This window comes from Pseudomonas sp. NLJ1, from assembly GCF_049486705.1.
In the GTDB taxonomy this organism is placed as follows: domain Bacteria; phylum Pseudomonadota; class Gammaproteobacteria; order Pseudomonadales; family Pseudomonadaceae; genus Aquipseudomonas; species Aquipseudomonas inefficax.
In genome coordinates this window covers 2,238,115-2,252,430 of sequence record NZ_CP137735.1, presented here as the reverse complement: position 1 = coordinate 2,252,430, position 14,316 = coordinate 2,238,115, and the positions used below count along the sequence as shown (strand labels likewise).

The following is a 14,316-nucleotide window of genomic DNA, read 5'->3' as shown; positions in this document are numbered from 1 at the left end:
TCGCTGTCCCACCTGACATGAGCGGGAGAGGGCCAATGAACATCGTCAATATGATGTGGGCGGGTGGAACGCCGTACATGTCCATCCACAAGGTGCATCGGCAAATACTGTCGCACGCGGGTGCCGATGCCCGGATCAGTAACTGGCTGTTGCTGGGTAGCGGGCTCTGCTGTGGGCTTGGTTCTACCCGGGAATGGCATATGCCTTCACGAGCGCTGAAAGGGCGGCACTTCTGGCGTCTGTTGCGCCCATGGTTGCGCATGCGCTTGCGCAAGGCGCTGAACGAGGCCCAGGCTGAGGTGGTGCTCCTCGACGGTGTCGGTGTGGCGCGGTTGGTGTTGCCGTTGTTGCAGCAGGTTCCGCAGGTACGTGCCAAGGTGCTGTTCCACGGCAAGACGCGCCTGAATGCCAGTGATGTTCGCCTGCTGCGCATGCTCCCTGCCGATCGGCTGAGCATCGCCGCCGTTTCGCAGACGCTTGCCACATCACTCGAACACGACCTTGGCAGGCCGGTGCAGACGTTGCGCATGGCCCTTGACCCGCTGGCTTTCGCCGAGCCTTTGTTAAGCCGGGAGGCGGCCAGGCGAGCCCTGCAATTGCCAGCGGTAAACGGGGTGATGCTGGGTGCGGTCGGGCGGCTGGTGGAAAGCAAGGGTTTCGAGATGCTGATCGAGGCGTTCGCCAAGGCCTGCGTGCGCCAGCCGAACCTGCAATTGGCGATCATCGGCGAAGGCCCTCAGCGTGAGGTGCTGCAAGCCCGTATCGACGCGCTGGGCCTGGTCGGGCGTGTTCACTTGAGCGGTCACCGCGACGACCTGCAGCAGTTGTACCGGGCATTCGACTGGTTATTGGTGCCTTCGCGCTCCGAAGGCCTGGGGCTGGTGGTGCAGGAGGCGGTAATGGCCGATGTGCCGGTGGTGTGCAGTGACCTGCAGGTGTTCCGCGAGCAGTTGCAGGACACCGGTGGCTACCTGCCTGTGGCCAATGAAAATGCCTGGGCCGAGGCGATCGAGCGGTGCTCGGTGCTCGGTGCCCCGGCAGTAGCTGCCCGGCAGCGTGAGGCGCTGGCGCCGGAGCAGGCCTGGCAAGCTTTCTGTCACGGCTCGCAGAGCCTGCTGCGCAGCTGAGGCTCAGCGTGCCAGCAGGGCTGCCTCGAAGGCGGCAAGGGGGAACCGGTCACCCAGGTTCTCCCGCTCGATATAACGCACCATATGCTGCACGTTGCGCCGAATCATGCGCGCCGACAGTGGCGGGCGCAGGAAGCGCATGTCGGCCACGTCGATCAGCCCCAGGTGCTGGTCGGGAGTGACCACCACATTGCCCAGGTGCAACGAGCGGAAGTACACGCCGCTGCGGTGCAGTTGGCGGATCAGTTCGATCAGGCGCGGCAGGTAGGTGTCCCAGCTGAAACCCTCATCGCGCGACATCTGCAGCAAGGTACGCCCAGGCAGCGGGCGATACAGCACGGCGGTGCGGCCTGGCAGGTCGAGCTTGTGCTGGCTGATTACCTCCAGTGTGGGGATACCCAGTTGTGCAAGGCGTGCGGCGTTGTCGACGAAGCGCTGCGAGTACGGGCGCAGCAGTGCAGATGAAATCAACCGCTTTCTACGAAAAACCTTGAGGAAATTACCATCCGCGAGCAGGTAGACTTTGGCGCCATGGCTATCTGCCTCAAGCACCTGTGCGCCTTGTGTCAGCTGATCGAAGTCGACCTGGGGGAGCCGGGAGCATTGCATGAATAGAGCCTTGTCGTCGGGCGAACAGAATGACCGGCAATAATGCCGAAAATAATGTTGTAGCACCATTGGATGGTGTCTTTGATTCATCGGGGGAAAGGATGTTGTATCAAAAAAACTGGGCGCAAGCCTGGTTGGGGTTTGGTCTGGTCTGGTTCCTGGCAGCGATTGCCCTGGCACCGAGCAACAAGGTCTATCAGCAAGGCCTGGTGCTGTTCCTGTGGTTGCCGACGCTGGTAATGGCGTGGTCCGCGAGGCAGGTCATCGTACAGGCCTGGCGGCGTCAGCCGGCCTTGTGGGGGAGTGTTCTGCTGCTGCTGGTGTGGAGCGGGCTCAGCCTGGTTTGGTCGGCTGCAGAAGACCCGGGGCGCGAGGCCAAGCGCCTGCTCTACATCCTGGTATTCCTGCTGGCGTTCCCGCTGCTGGGCCAGCTTGGTCAGGCCCGCATTCGTCAACTGCTGCTGGCCGGCAGCGCCTTGCTGGCTGTTGCCGCGCTGGTCTCGGTCATCCATTTCTATGGCGTGCTGGGCATGCCTTTGCTGGCCCGCCTGGAGGGCATCGGCGAGATATCGCACCCGATACTGGGCGCCTATGTCATCGGTTCGGCCGTGCTTTTCCTGCTTTACGAGCCGCCGCGGCAACGTGGCCTGCAGTTGTTGTGGCTGGCGGCGCTGGTGTGCCTGGGCTTGTTTGCCATGCTCAGCCAGAGCCGTGGGGCAATCCTGGCCCTGGTCCTCACCGTGATCATTGCGCCACTGTGGTTCCGTGACCGCCACAGCCGGGTGTTCGCCATGCTGGCGGCCATCGCCACTGGCCTGGCCTTCTATCTTGTGTACGATGTGATCGCCCAGCGCGGCTCGTCCTACCGGCCGGAAATCTTCCATGCCGTGGTCGACATGATCGCCGCGCACCCGTGGACCGGCCTTGGCCTGGGGGCTGCGTACGACGTGAGTGCAGTGGGCAAGCACTTCGATCATACCCACAACATGTTCACCCACATCGCCGTGGAGATGGGCCTGCCCGGCATGCTGCTGTGGGTCATGGTGTGGCTGTATACCCTGGGTGAAATCGTACGCGCACGCGGCACGCTGTTCGGCAAGATCCTGCTCGGCTTCTGGGTGTACTCCACCCTGGCGATGCAGTTCGATGCCGCCAGCCTCACCGGTACGCCACGTGCCGAATGGTTCATCAGCTGGCTGCCCGTTGGCCTGGCCATGTTGCTGCCATGGGGGAGTGCCGAAAATGGCGCCTGTGGTAAAATTTCCGGTTCAACCTGAACAGCGAGCTTGATAATGGCCGAAACACCGCGATCGGCGGAGCACACCTCCAGCCTGAAGATCTACTTCCGGCTGCTGAGCTATGTGAAACCCTATGTCGGCATTTTCCTGCTGAGCATCATCGGTTTCGTGATTTTTGCCTCGACCCAGCCGATGCTGGCCGGGATCCTGAAGTATTTCGTCGATGGGCTGAGCAACCCGGAAGCGGTGTTGTTCCCCAACGTCCCCTACCTGCGCGACCTGCAACTGCTGCAGGCGGTACCGCTGCTGATCATCCTGATCGCTGCGTGGCAGGGCCTGGGCTCGTTCCTCGGCAACTACTTCCTGGCCAAGGTTTCCCTGTGCCTGGTGCACGACCTGCGTGTGGAACTGTTCAACAAGTTGCTGGTGCTGCCTAACCGCTACTTCGACAACCACAACTCCGGGCACCTGATCTCGCGCATCACCTTCAACGTGACCATGGTCACCGGTGCGGCCACCGATGCGATCAAGGTGGTGATCCGCGAAGGCCTGACCGTGGTGTTCCTGTTCGGCTACCTGCTGTGGATGAACTGGCACCTGACCCTGGTGATGGTTGCCATCCTTCCGGTGATCGCGGTAATGGTCAGCGTCGCCAGCAAGAAATTCCGCAAGCAGAGCAAGAAGATCCAGGTGGCCATGGGTGACGTCACCCACGTCGCCTCGGAAACCATCCAGGGCTACCGCGTGGTGCGCAGCTTCGGCGGCGAGGCCTATGAGCAGCAGCGGTTCGGCAAGGCCAGCCAGAGCAACACCGACAAGCAGCTGCAGATGACCAAGACCGGCTCGCTGTACACGCCGATGCTGCAGCTGGTGATCTACACCGCCATGGCCGCGCTGATGTTCCTGGTGCTGTTCCTGCGCGGTGATTCCACTGCCGGTGACCTGGTGGCTTACATTACTGCCGCCGGTCTGTTGCCCAAGCCGATTCGTCAGCTTTCGGAAGTCAGCTCCACCATCCAGAAGGGCCTGGCCGGTGCCGAAAGCATCTTCGAACAACTGGACGAAGCACCTGAAGTGGACAGCGGTACCGTCGAGAAGGAGCGGGTGGACGGGCGCCTGGAAGTGCGCAACCTCAGCTTCACCTACCCGGGTACCGATCGTGAGGTGTTGAGCGATATCAGCTTCGTCGCCGAGCCAGGGCAGATGATTGCACTGGTCGGCCGTTCCGGCAGTGGCAAGTCGACCCTGGCAGCGCTGATCCCGCGCTTCTATCACCATGATCAGGGGCAGATCCTGCTCGATGGCGTGGAGATCGAGGACTATCGTCTGCGCAACCTGCGTCGCCACGTTTCGCAGGTGACCCAGCATGTCACCCTGTTCAACGATACCGTGGCCAACAACATCGCCTATGGCGACCTGGCCGGCGCCCCGCGCGCCGACATCGAAGCCGCTGCGGCCGATGCCTACGCCAAGGAGTTCGTCGACCGGCTACCGAAAGGCTTCGATACCGAAGTGGGTGAAAACGGCGTGCTGCTCTCCGGTGGCCAGCGCCAGCGCCTGGCCATCGCCCGGGCGCTGTTGAAGAACGCGCCGCTGCTGATCCTCGACGAAGCCACCTCGGCACTGGATACCGAGTCCGAGCGGCATATCCAGGCTGCACTGGACCATGTGATGCAGGGCCGTACCACGCTGGTGATCGCCCACCGCCTGTCGACCATCGAGAAGGCCGACCAGATCCTGGTCATGGACCAGGGTCGTCTGGTCGAGCGCGGCACCCATGCCGAGCTGCTCGCGGCCAATGGCCATTATGCCCGCCTGCATGCCATGGGCCTGGATGAGCCGGCCAAGGCCGATATCACCTGAACCCTCGTTGATCGGGGCCATCATGGCCCCGATTGTCACGGGAATTTTCCTGGGGTGATCTGGCCGTAAAGCCGTCGTCTACCCTGTGCTAATATCCTGCCCCTGTTCATTATTTCCATATGGGTTGCCCATGAAGTTGTCCATGCCGCGTTTCGATCAAGCCCCGGTACTGGTGGTCGGCGATGTCATGCTCGACCGCTACTGGCATGGCGGTACTTCGCGTATCTCGCCTGAAGCGCCAGTCCCGGTGGTCAAGGTCGATCAGATCGAGGATCGCCCCGGCGGCGCGGCCAACGTTGCCTTGAACATCGCCGCCCTGGGTGCACCGGCTTCGCTGATTGGCGTCACCGGCCAGGACGAAGCCGCCGACAGCCTGGCCAACAGCCTGCATGCTGCAGGCGTGCGCTCGGTGTTCCAGCGCATCGCGCATCAGCCGACCATCGTCAAGCTGCGGGTCATGAGCCGTCACCAGCAGTTGCTGCGCATCGATTTCGAAGAACCGTTCGCCACCGACCCGCTGTCGCTGGGTGCCGAGGTCGACAGCCTGCTCGAGGGCGTCAAGGTGCTGGTCCTGTCCGACTACGGCAAGGGCGCACTGAAAAACCACCAGAGCCTGATCCAGGCGGCGCGTGCCAAAGGCATTCCGGTGCTGGCCGACCCCAAGGGCAAGGACTTTTCCATCTACCGTGGTGCCAGCCTGATCACCCCTAACCTCAGCGAGTTCGAGACCATCGTCGGCCGTTGCGCCGATGAAACCGAGCTGGTCGCCAAGGGCCTGCAGCTGCTGCAGGACCTGGACCTGGGCGCCTTGCTGGTGACACGTGGCGAGCACGGCATGACCCTGCTGCGCAGCGGCCAGCCGGCGCTGCACCTGCCGGCGCGGGCGCGTGAAGTGTTCGACGTGACCGGTGCGGGCGATACTGTCATCTCCACCCTCGCTGCGGCCATCGCTGCCGGCGAGGACCTGCCCCACGCAGTGGCCCTGGCCAACCTGGCAGCGGGCATCGTGGTCGGCAAGCTGGGTACGGCTGCGATCAGCGCCCCCGAGCTGCGCCGGGCGATCCAGCGCGAGGAAGGCTCCGAGCGCGGTGTGCTGGGCCTGGAGCAACTGCTGCTGGCCATCGATGACGCTCGGGCGCACAAAGAGAAGATCGTCTTCACCAACGGCTGCTTCGACATCCTGCATGCCGGGCATGTGACCTACCTGGAGCAGGCGCGGGCCCAGGGCGACCGCCTGATCGTCGCGGTCAACGACGATGCCTCGGTCAGCCGCCTGAAAGGGCCGGGCCGGCCGATCAACAGCGTCGACCGGCGCATGGCCGTACTGGCGGGGCTGGGGGCTGTGGACTGGGTCATCAGCTTCCCCGAGGGCACGCCGGAGAACCTGCTGAGCCAAGTCAAGCCGGACGTCCTGGTCAAGGGTGGCGATTATGGCATCGACCAGGTGGTGGGTGCCGATATCGTCAAGGCCTATGGCGGTACCGTGAAGGTGCTGGGGCTGGTCGAGAACAGCTCGACCACGGCGATCGTCGAGAAGATTCGCAAGAACTGAAAAAACCGGGGGCCGCTTTGCGGCCCATCGCGACACAAGGCCGCTCCTACACCAGGCCGTGCAACTTCAAGGCTTGCGCGATCCCTGTAGGAGCGGCCTTGTGTCGCGACGGGCTGCGCAGCAGACCCAGAGTCTTACTTGTGCAATGAAGTCCGCGCCCGCACCAGCAGTTCCCGCGCCTTGTCGCCAAACCGCTGCAGGTGTGAGGCCCGCACCGGCTTGTTCTCCACCAACCCCTGCTGTTTCACCCAATCCTTCCAGCGCACCCGCTCGTCCGTGACCACCCAGCCCTCCTGCCGGGCAAAACTCTCGGCCAGGTACAGCCCGCGCGTGCTCGCCGGCACCAGTTCATCCTTCTTCACGGTATACAGCTCAGCCAGTGGCTGGCCGTCCTTCAATGGCATCAGGTACAGATCTGGCCGTTTGCGGTTCAGCCGCGCCACCAGTTGGTCGCCCTCCAGCCGTTCATCAACATGGAAAAGGCTGAGCTTCTTGGCGTCCCGGGGTACCTGCAGGCGCATGTCGTAGATCAGTTGCAGCGAGGCGGTGGGCAAGTGCACATACGCCCGTGGCCGTTCCAGCAGCATCAGCTTGCCGCAGTGCACCGGGCGCGCGGCACCGGACTCCGGGGTCAGCACGAAGTGCGGCGTTTCGCGGTAGTGCAGGGCGGCAGCGTAGGGTACCGGCAGCCAGGTGTCGTTGAAGCGCCCGCCCAGCCAGCCTTCCGGTGTTTCCAGCAGGCATTCCTCGGCCACTTCCTGAACAGCCGTGTGCAATGGCAGGTTCAGTTCCTGTGCTGGCACATAGCCGGAAATCAGTTTCAGCACCACATCGCCGCGATCTTGCCGGCGCTGACGCACCAGCACCCAGTAATCGCGGTTCTGCCAATGCAGGGTCAGCCGTACCGACACACCCAGGTTGGCCAGTTCGACCACGAAGCGCTGCACATCGGGCAACTGGATGGCCTTGCGCCGCTGTTGAGTCTGGGCAAAGTTCAGTGGCATGCCGATGCTCTGGTAGATCAGCCCTTCGGGCGTGGCCTCGACATGCAGCGGCAGTGTCTTGAAGTTGCTCGGGTTCTTGCGGATCAGCGTTCGCGCCACGAGGCTCCTCCTTGCGTCGGGTCAGTCCAGGCCCGTGGGCCTGGGGCAACTCAATGCTGGCCCAGGATACGGGCCACGGTGGCCACGTTGTGGGCCAGGTGCAACGGATTGATGGTGCCGACGATAGCACTGCTGACGCCCGGGTGGGCGAATAGCAGCTCGAAGCTGGCTTGCACCGGGTCAACGCCGGGGGCCAGGCAGATATGCCCACTGGCCAGGGCCTTCTTCACCAGGATGGCCTTGCCATGCTCGGCAGCGTAGTCCAGTACCGGGCGTTCTGCTTGTTCGTTGAGGTTGTAGGTGACCATGGCGCAGTCGCCTTGCTCCAGCGCCTTCAAGCCACCGGCGACGGTCTTGCCGGACAGGCCGAAGCCAAGGATCTTGCCCTCCTGCTTGAGCTCGGCAAGGGTCTGGTAGACCTCTTGCTGTTCCAGGATCGCCAGGTCGTTGCCGTCGGAATGTACCAGCACCAGTTCGATGCGGTCGGTTTCCAGGCGCTGCAGGCTGCGTTCCACCGAGCGGCGGGTATGAGTGGCGCTGAAATCGAAGTGTGATTGGCCGTTGTCGAATTCTTCGCCAACCTTGCTGACGATCACCCATTCGTCGCGCTGGCCGCGCAGCAGCGGGCCCAGGCGCTCTTCGCTGCGGCCGTAGGCTGGGGCGGTGTCGATCAGGTTGATGCCCAGCTCGCGGGCCTGGGCCAGCAGCAGGCGGGCTTCGTCGTCGCCGGGAATGGTGAAACCGGTCGGGTACTTCACGCCCTGGTCGCGGCCCAGCTTGACCGTGCCCAGGCCTAGTGGCGAAACCCTGAAACCGGTGCTGCCCAAGGGGCGATGGAAGTCGTGCAGGGTGGGCAGGCTCATGGCAGCAGTTGCTCCCAGGCCGGTACGCCCAGCGGTGGGCGTGGCAAGTCGGCCAGGTCGGCCTGCGCTTGTGGGCGAATGCCGTCGCGCTCCAGGTGGCTGATGACCCGGTCGCTGAAGTCCGGCGCAAGAGCCAGCTTGGTCGGCCAGCCGACCAGCAGGCGGTGCTGGTCGGCGAGGAAGGCGTTGTCCGGGCGTACCAGGCCCGATTGCGCCGGCTCCGCCCGGTCGACCCGCAGGGTGGCCCAGCGCACCAGGCTCTGGTCGACCCATGGCAGCAGGCTGGCGATTTCTTTCTGCGCCGCGGCAATTTGCGCAGCCGGCTCGCGGGCGACGCCATCGGCTTCGGCCAGGTCACCGCCCAGGTACCAGACCCACTGGCCGTCGGCGGCCGGGTGGGTGGTAACCGTCACCCGTGGCTTCGGCCCGCCGCCCAGGCAGTGGGCGTAAAGCGGCTTCAGGTTGGCACCCTTGGCCATCACCATATGCAGCGGACGTGTCTGCATGGCCGGCTGGTTCAGGCCCAGGGCATGCAGCAGGTCTTCGGTACCGGCGCCGGCACTGAGCACGATGCGCTGGGCGCGGATGTCGCGCCCGTCCACGCGCAGGCCGACCAGCTCGTCGCCCTCGCGCAGCGGCTCGATGCGTTCGCCGGCGAGCAGGCTGTCACCCGCCAGCTGGGCCATGTTGGCCAGCAGGCTGGGCACGTCCACGACCAGCTCGGCCAGGCGATAGACCTTGCCCTTGAAGGCGCGGTCCTGCAGCGCGGGCGGCAGTTGTTCGCCCTTAACCTGATCGACCCGGCCGCGCACGGCCTTGCTGGCGAAGAAGCTGGTGAGGTTGCCGGCCAGGGTGCCTGGCGACCACAGGTAGTGGGCGTCGGACAGCAGGCGGGTACTGGTCAGGTCCAGCTCGCCGCTGCCGCTCAGCGCTTCGCGCCACCGGCGTGGCATGTCGGCGATGGCTTCCGAGGCCCCGGTGAGGGCACCGTGGAGGGCGTACTTGGTGCCGCCATGGATGATGCCCTGGGACTTGATGGTCTGCTCGCCGCCAAGGCTGGCGCGTTCCACAAGTACTGTCGAATAGCCCAGGCGGCGTAGGCGGGCATTGAGCCAGAGGCCTGCGACCCCGGCGCCGACGATCAGTACGTCAGTGGAAATAGCGGATGGCATGGCGGTACCTCGAAGACTGGGACAGCTGGCAAGTATACAGGGTCGCGCCTGCGGGGGCTTTGCGATCCTTGGGGCTGCTGTGCAGCCCATCGCGATACAAGGCCGCTCCCACAGGTAGAACGCATGCTTTGTGGGAGCGGCCTTGTGTCGCGAAAGGGCCGCAAAGCGGCCCCGGCAATAGTCAGGCGAACATCAATGCCCAGCAGTCTTCGAAAACAGCTGAATCACCACCACCCCACCCACAATCATGGCCATCCCCAGCATCGCCGGCATATCCAGCTTCTGCCCGTAGATCACCAGCGCCGCCACACTGATCAGTACAATCCCCAGCCCCGACCAGATGGCATAGGCGATCCCCACCGGAATACTGCGCACCACCAGGGTCAGCATCCAGAACGCAATGCCATAGCCAACCACCATCAGCAGCAACGGCAACGGCGTGCTCAGGCCTTTCACTGCTTTCATGGAAGCGGTGGCGATGACTTCGGCGCAGATGGCGATGGCGAGGTAGGTGTAGGCATTCATGGCGGGACCCTCCGGTGACTGGACGGGCATTCTAGACGTTGCCTGGATGGGGTAAAGTCATTACCTATCACTATTGGAGATAGGCTGATGGCCGAGCAGTGGAACCTTGAACAGTTGCGTACCTTTCTGCGTGTTGCAGAACTGCGCTCGTTCTCTGCCGTGGCCCGTGAGCAGCGCAAGGCCCAGTCGGCGATCAGCAGCGCGATCGCCCTGCTCGAAACCGATCTTGGGGTCACCTTGTTCGAGCGCAGCAGTGGTCGGCAACCCAAGCTGACCGAAAACGGCAGCGCCTTGCTGGAAGATGCTCGCGAACTGTTGCGCCAGTGCGAGCGTCTGGATGGCCGTGCGTTGGCGCTGATGCGTGGGCAGGAGGCCTTGTTGCGGGTCGCCCAGGATGAAGCCATGCCTTATCAGCCGGTCATTGACAGCCTCGACGAACTGGCCAGCCGCTATCCGTTCCTGGAGGTGCAACTGGCCAGCGGCGCCCAGGGTGATGTGGCGCGCAAGCTGGTAGAGCGGCGCGCCGATCTTGGCCTGTTCTTCCACCACGAGAGCATCCCGGCCTCGCTGGAGCGGCGCGCTCTGGGTAGCGTGGAAATGGTCACCGTATGCGCGGTCGGCCACCCGCTCGCCGGCGAAGCCCGGGTCACACGCCAGCAACTGGCGCGCCACCGACAATTACTGATCACCCCGCAGCAAAGCGGCTACCCCGGCGGCGAGGCGATCAGCCCGCAGGTGTGGCGCGCCGACAGCTTCTATGCAATGGCCGAACTGCTGATGCGCGGCCTGGGCTGGGCCTGGCTGCCGCGGCACGTGGTGCAGTACCCGACTTACCAGGCGCACATGGTCGAACTGGACAGCGAGTGGCGGCCACCGGCCTTGGTGGCTGAACTGGCCTGGCGCCGCGACGCGCCACTGGGGCCGGCCGCGCAGTGGCTGGCCGAGCGCTTTGCGGTGCACCTGCGTGCGATCGGGTAAACTCCGCGGCCATGAACAGAACTCTCTATACCTTGTTGTTTCACCTGGGCCTGCCGCTGGTTGCGCTGCGCCTGTACCTGCGCGCGCGCAAGGCGCCAGCCTATGGCCAACGCATCGGCGAGCGCTTTGCCTTCAAGCTGCCGGCCATGCGCCGGGGCGGCATCTGGGTGCACGCGGTGTCGGTGGGCGAGAGCATTGCGGCGGCGCCGATGGTGCGAGCCTTGCTCAAGGCCTACCCGGAATTGCCGATCACGCTTACTTGCATGACCCCGACCGGTTCCGAGCGTATTCGCGCCATGTTCGCCGACGAACCACGCGTGCAGCATTGCTACTTGCCTTACGACCTGCCGTGGGCGGCGGGGCGTTTTCTTGATCGAGTGCAGCCGAAGCTGGGCATCATCATGGAAACCGAGCTGTGGCCCAACCACATTCACCAGTGTGCGAAGCGTGGCATTCCGATAGCGCTGGCCAACGCACGCTTGTCTGAGCGTTCGGCCCGTGGCTATGGGCGCTTTGCCAGGCTGACCCGGCCCATGCTGGCCGAGATGAGCCTGATTGCCGTGCAGACCGAAACCGAGGCCCAGCGCTTCCGTAACCTGGGCGCGCGCCCGGAGTGCGTGCAGGTCACCGGCTCGATCAAGTTCGACCTGAAGGTCGACGAGCAACTGTTGCCGCGCGCCAGGGCATTGCGTGAGCAGTGGGACGCTGCACAGCGTCCGGTGTGGATCGCCGCCAGTACCCACGAAGGTGAAGACGCATTGATCCTGCAGGCGCATCGGCAGTTGCTGCAGGTGCATGGCGATGCCCTGCTGATCCTGGTGCCACGCCACCCCGAGCGATTCGCTGCGGTGTATACGCTGTGCAGCGAACAGTTCACCACCGTGCGCCGCTCTGCCGGCACGCCGGTCGATGGGCAGACGCAGGTATTGGTCGGCGACACCATGGGCGAACTGCTGTTCCTCTATGCCTTGGCCGACATCGCCTTTGTCGGTGGCAGCCTGGTGGCAACCGGCGGGCACAACCCGCTGGAGCCCGCAGCGCTGGCCTTGCCGGTACTGATGGGGCCGCATGTGTTCAACTTCCTCGAAATCAGCGCGATGCTGCGCGAGGCGGGGGCGTTGCAGCAGGTGGACGATGCCGACGGGCTGGCCGAAGCGGTGCGGAGGCTGGTCGAGTTACCGCAGGATGCCCAGCGCATGGGTGATGCGGGCAGGGCGGTGATGCGGGCCAATCAAGGGGCTTTGCAGCGGTTGCTCGATGGGTTGGGCAAACTCATCAGCTGACTTCTAAACAGAGTCAGCAATGGTGCGGTCCTTGTAGGAGCGGCCTTGTGTCGCGAAAGGGCCGCATAGCGGCCCCAGCAATCTGTGCATCACTGCTGATTCTCTGGGGCCGCTCTGTGGCCCTTTCGCGACACAAGGCCGCTCCTACAGCGACCGCGCTCGCCTTGGTCCAGTACTTTCAGGGGCGACGCTCGAAGTTCTTGGCCGCTGCAGCCGCCAGGTCCGGCGGCAGGAAGTCCTTGTCCGGGTTGTAGTCCGGCTTCAGGTACCGCTTGAGGTCCTCAAGGTCCTGCGGGCTCAAGGTGCCGGCCGCCTGCTTCAGACTCAGGTTGTCGAGGATGTAGTCATAGCGGCTGTTGTTGTAGTCGCGCACCGAGGTGTACAGCTGACGCTGGGCGTCGAGCACATCGACGATATTGCGGGTACCCACCTGGTAACCGATCTCGGTGGCTTCCAGCGCGCTCTGGTTGGAAATGATCGACTGCTTGCGCGCCTGCACCTGTTCCACATCGGTGTTCACCGCGCGGTGCAGGTTGCGGGTGTTCTCCACCACCTGGCGGCGCAGGCTTTCCCGCTGCTGTTCGCTCTGGCTCAGGCGCTGGTAGGCCTCGCGCACCTGCGAGCTGGTCAGGCCGCCGCTGTAGATCGGGATGTTCAACTGCAGGCCGATGCTGGTCTGCTCGACGTCGCCGCCATAGCGCGTAACGGGGGCCGGTGCGGGGTTGGTGAAACCGAAGTTGTCGTTGTCACCCTTCTGATACTTGGCCACTGCGTCCAGTGTCGGCGCATGGCCGGCCTTGCGCTGGCGCAAGGTTTCCTCGGCAGCGACCACCGCATGGTTGGTGGCCAGCAGGTTGAGGTTCTGGCGCCCGGCGGTTTCGACCCAGGCCTTGGCGTCGTTGGGCGTAGGGACCTGCACCGGCAGGGTGTGGACCACGCCCTGAATCGACGTGTATTCCCGGTTGGTCAGGGTTACCAGGGCCTCGAAGGCATCCTGTACCTGGCGCTCGGCAATGATCCGGTTGGCCCGCGCCGTGTCGTAGCTTGCCTGGGATTGCAGCACATCGGTCTTGTCGGACAGGCCGACGTCGAAGCGTTCGTTGGACTGGTCCAGTTGGCGCTTGAAGGCAGCTTCCTCGGCCTTGGTCGCCGCCAGGTTGTCCTGGGCGCGGAGCACGGCGAAGTAATTCTGCGCGGTTTGCAGGATCAGGTTCTGTTCGGTCGCCGACAGCTCCAGCGCCGCCTGTTCGTTGACCGCTTCGGCCGCCTGCAACTGGAACCAGCGGTCGGCGCGGAAGATAGGTTGCGCCAGGGTAGCGCTCCAGGTATTGCCGCTGCGGTTGCTGGTGGCCGAGGGTTCGTCCAGCTTGGTGCGGGTGTTCAGCATCTCGGCACCGGCCGACAGGTTAGGCAACAACCCGGCGCGAGCCTGTGGCACCACTTCGCGGCGTGCGCCGTAATCGGCGCGGGCCGCAGCCAGGTCAGCGTTGTTGTCGACCGCTTCCTGGTAGACGCTGACCAGGTCGGTCTTGACTGTTTGGGGCACGTCCGCTGCCCAGACCACTCCGTTGGACGCACAAGACACGGCTATCGCCAGTGAAAGTTTGCGCAGCATAGAGGCAATCCTTGTACGAAATTTAATTACTGAACTGTTGAGTATCGAGCGACGGGCCAGTGTAGTGCCATGCGCACCCGGCAACAATCGCTCGGGGTGCCTTTCATCATCCGCGCATTTACCCGCTTGGCTTCACCGACCACTCCAGTCTAGACTGCGCATGTTCTTGTCGGGGTGCCTTGAAGCAAAGGCTGAGATCGCAAAGTTGCGGATCCCGTTGAACCTGATCAGGTTAGCGCCTGCGTAGGGAACAAGATTGCTCGCCTTCCCGGGGAGCCTCTTGTGCCAGGTCCGGGAATGTCACAGCTGCATGCAGCTTCAGGCACCCCCATATCCGGCACTGCACCCATGAAGGGTGCGTCCGCGCCTTTCAGGTTCACCCCGACAT

General features: G+C 64.0%; 12 protein-coding genes and 1 riboswitch. Of the genes, 6 read left to right on the top strand and 6 right to left on the bottom strand.

What is annotated here, in order from left to right; genetic code table 11:
* Positions 1-35 precede the first annotated feature (35 nt).
* On the top strand, positions 36-1,127 hold the full coding sequence (locus R9B85_RS10125; RefSeq protein ID WP_215520487.1) for a glycosyltransferase: 1,092 nt from the start codon (positions 36-38) through the stop codon (positions 1,125-1,127).
* Positions 1,128-1,130: 3 nt separating this feature from the next.
* Here R9B85_RS10125 and R9B85_RS10120 read toward each other — a convergent pair whose 3' ends face one another.
* Positions 1,131-1,736 (bottom strand): toluene tolerance protein, encoded by a 606-nt coding sequence (locus tag R9B85_RS10120; RefSeq protein WP_133979316.1) that lies wholly within the window; start codon positions 1,734-1,736, stop codon positions 1,131-1,133.
* Between the two features lie 101 nt (positions 1,737-1,837).
* Here R9B85_RS10120 and R9B85_RS10115 point away from each other — a divergent pair, with 101 nt between their 5' ends.
* The 3 genes from R9B85_RS10115 (at position 1,838) to hldE (ending at position 6,389) form a co-directional block, all read left to right on the top strand.
* Entirely contained in the window at positions 1,838-3,013 is a 1,176-nt protein-coding gene (locus tag R9B85_RS10115; protein WP_215520486.1) for an O-antigen ligase family protein, read from the top strand.
* A 15-nt stretch (positions 3,014-3,028) separates the two neighbouring features.
* Positions 3,029-4,837, top strand: coding sequence for a lipid A export permease/ATP-binding protein MsbA (gene msbA, locus R9B85_RS10110; protein ID WP_112253718.1), 1,809 nt, complete (start codon positions 3,029-3,031; stop codon positions 4,835-4,837).
* 130 nt (positions 4,838-4,967) lie between these two features.
* Positions 4,968-6,389 carry a bifunctional D-glycero-beta-D-manno-heptose-7-phosphate kinase/D-glycero-beta-D-manno-heptose 1-phosphate adenylyltransferase HldE gene (hldE, locus tag R9B85_RS10105; protein WP_112253717.1) on the top strand — a complete coding sequence of 474 codons (1,422 nt, stop codon included), beginning with the start codon at positions 4,968-4,970 and terminating at the stop codon, positions 6,387-6,389.
* Between the two features lie 134 nt (positions 6,390-6,523).
* Here the strand turns inward: hldE and R9B85_RS10100 are convergent, their stop codons facing one another.
* The 4 genes from R9B85_RS10100 to R9B85_RS10085 form a co-directional block, all read right to left on the bottom strand.
* Positions 6,524-7,492 (bottom strand): metal ABC transporter ATPase, encoded by a 969-nt coding sequence (locus tag R9B85_RS10100; RefSeq protein ID WP_133975797.1) that lies wholly within the window; start codon positions 7,490-7,492, stop codon positions 6,524-6,526.
* Between the two features lie 50 nt (positions 7,493-7,542).
* Positions 7,543-8,355, bottom strand: a complete 813-nt coding sequence (locus R9B85_RS10095) for an aldo/keto reductase (protein ID WP_313856860.1) — start codon at positions 8,353-8,355, stop codon at positions 7,543-7,545.
* Entirely contained in the window at positions 8,352-9,527 is a 1,176-nt protein-coding gene (locus R9B85_RS10090) for an NAD(P)/FAD-dependent oxidoreductase (protein WP_112253714.1), read from the bottom strand. Before R9B85_RS10090 ends, R9B85_RS10095 begins: the two co-directional genes overlap by 4 nt.
* A 192-nt stretch (positions 9,528-9,719) precedes the next feature.
* Positions 9,720-10,052 carry a DMT family transporter gene (locus R9B85_RS10085; protein ID WP_004577390.1) on the bottom strand — a complete coding sequence of 111 codons (333 nt, stop codon included), beginning with the start codon at positions 10,050-10,052 and terminating at the stop codon, positions 9,720-9,722.
* A gap of 87 nt (positions 10,053-10,139) precedes the next feature.
* Between R9B85_RS10085 and R9B85_RS10080 the strand changes: the two genes are divergently transcribed.
* On the top strand, positions 10,140-11,030 hold the full coding sequence (locus R9B85_RS10080; protein ID WP_207878661.1) for a LysR family transcriptional regulator: 891 nt from the start codon (positions 10,140-10,142) through the stop codon (positions 11,028-11,030).
* Between the two features lie 11 nt (positions 11,031-11,041).
* A complete protein-coding gene (gene waaA / locus R9B85_RS10075; RefSeq protein WP_112253712.1) occupies positions 11,042-12,313 on the top strand; it encodes a lipid IV(A) 3-deoxy-D-manno-octulosonic acid transferase in 1,272 nt (423 codons plus the stop codon).
* A gap of 178 nt (positions 12,314-12,491) precedes the next feature.
* On the opposite strand, the gene R9B85_RS10070 is transcribed toward waaA, so the two are convergent.
* Positions 12,492-13,928, bottom strand: a complete 1,437-nt coding sequence (locus R9B85_RS10070) for a TolC family outer membrane protein (protein WP_423771003.1) — start codon at positions 13,926-13,928, stop codon at positions 12,492-12,494.
* Positions 13,929-14,088: 160 nt separating this feature from the next.
* Positions 14,089-14,195, top strand: a riboswitch (TPP riboswitch).
* Positions 14,196-14,316: the final 121 nt, after the last annotated feature.

Bases quoted from the DNA above. Each gene is read 5' to 3' on its own strand.
- R9B85_RS10090 (WP_112253714.1), bottom strand. From the start codon at position 9,527: ATGCCATCCGCTATTTCCACTGACGTACTGATCGTCGGCGCCGGGGTC.
- R9B85_RS10095 (WP_313856860.1), bottom strand. From the start codon at position 8,355: ATGAGCCTGCCCACCCTGCACGACTTCCATCGCCCCTTGGGCAGCACC.
- R9B85_RS10115 (WP_215520486.1), top strand. From the start codon at position 1,838: ATGTTGTATCAAAAAAACTGGGCGCAAGCCTGGTTGGGGTTTGGTCTG.
- R9B85_RS10080 (WP_207878661.1), top strand. From the start codon at position 10,140: ATGGCCGAGCAGTGGAACCTTGAACAGTTGCGTACCTTTCTGCGTGTT.
- R9B85_RS10085 (WP_004577390.1), bottom strand. From the start codon at position 10,052: ATGAATGCCTACACCTACCTCGCCATCGCCATCTGCGCCGAAGTCATC.
- R9B85_RS10125 (WP_215520487.1), top strand. From the start codon at position 36: ATGAACATCGTCAATATGATGTGGGCGGGTGGAACGCCGTACATGTCC.
- hldE (WP_112253717.1), top strand. From the start codon at position 4,968: ATGAAGTTGTCCATGCCGCGTTTCGATCAAGCCCCGGTACTGGTGGTC.
- R9B85_RS10070 (WP_423771003.1), bottom strand. From the start codon at position 13,928: ATGCTGCGCAAACTTTCACTGGCGATAGCCGTGTCTTGTGCGTCCAAC.
- msbA (WP_112253718.1), top strand. From the start codon at position 3,029: ATGGCCGAAACACCGCGATCGGCGGAGCACACCTCCAGCCTGAAGATC.
- R9B85_RS10120 (WP_133979316.1), bottom strand. From the start codon at position 1,736: ATGCAATGCTCCCGGCTCCCCCAGGTCGACTTCGATCAGCTGACACAA.
- waaA (WP_112253712.1), top strand. From the start codon at position 11,042: ATGAACAGAACTCTCTATACCTTGTTGTTTCACCTGGGCCTGCCGCTG.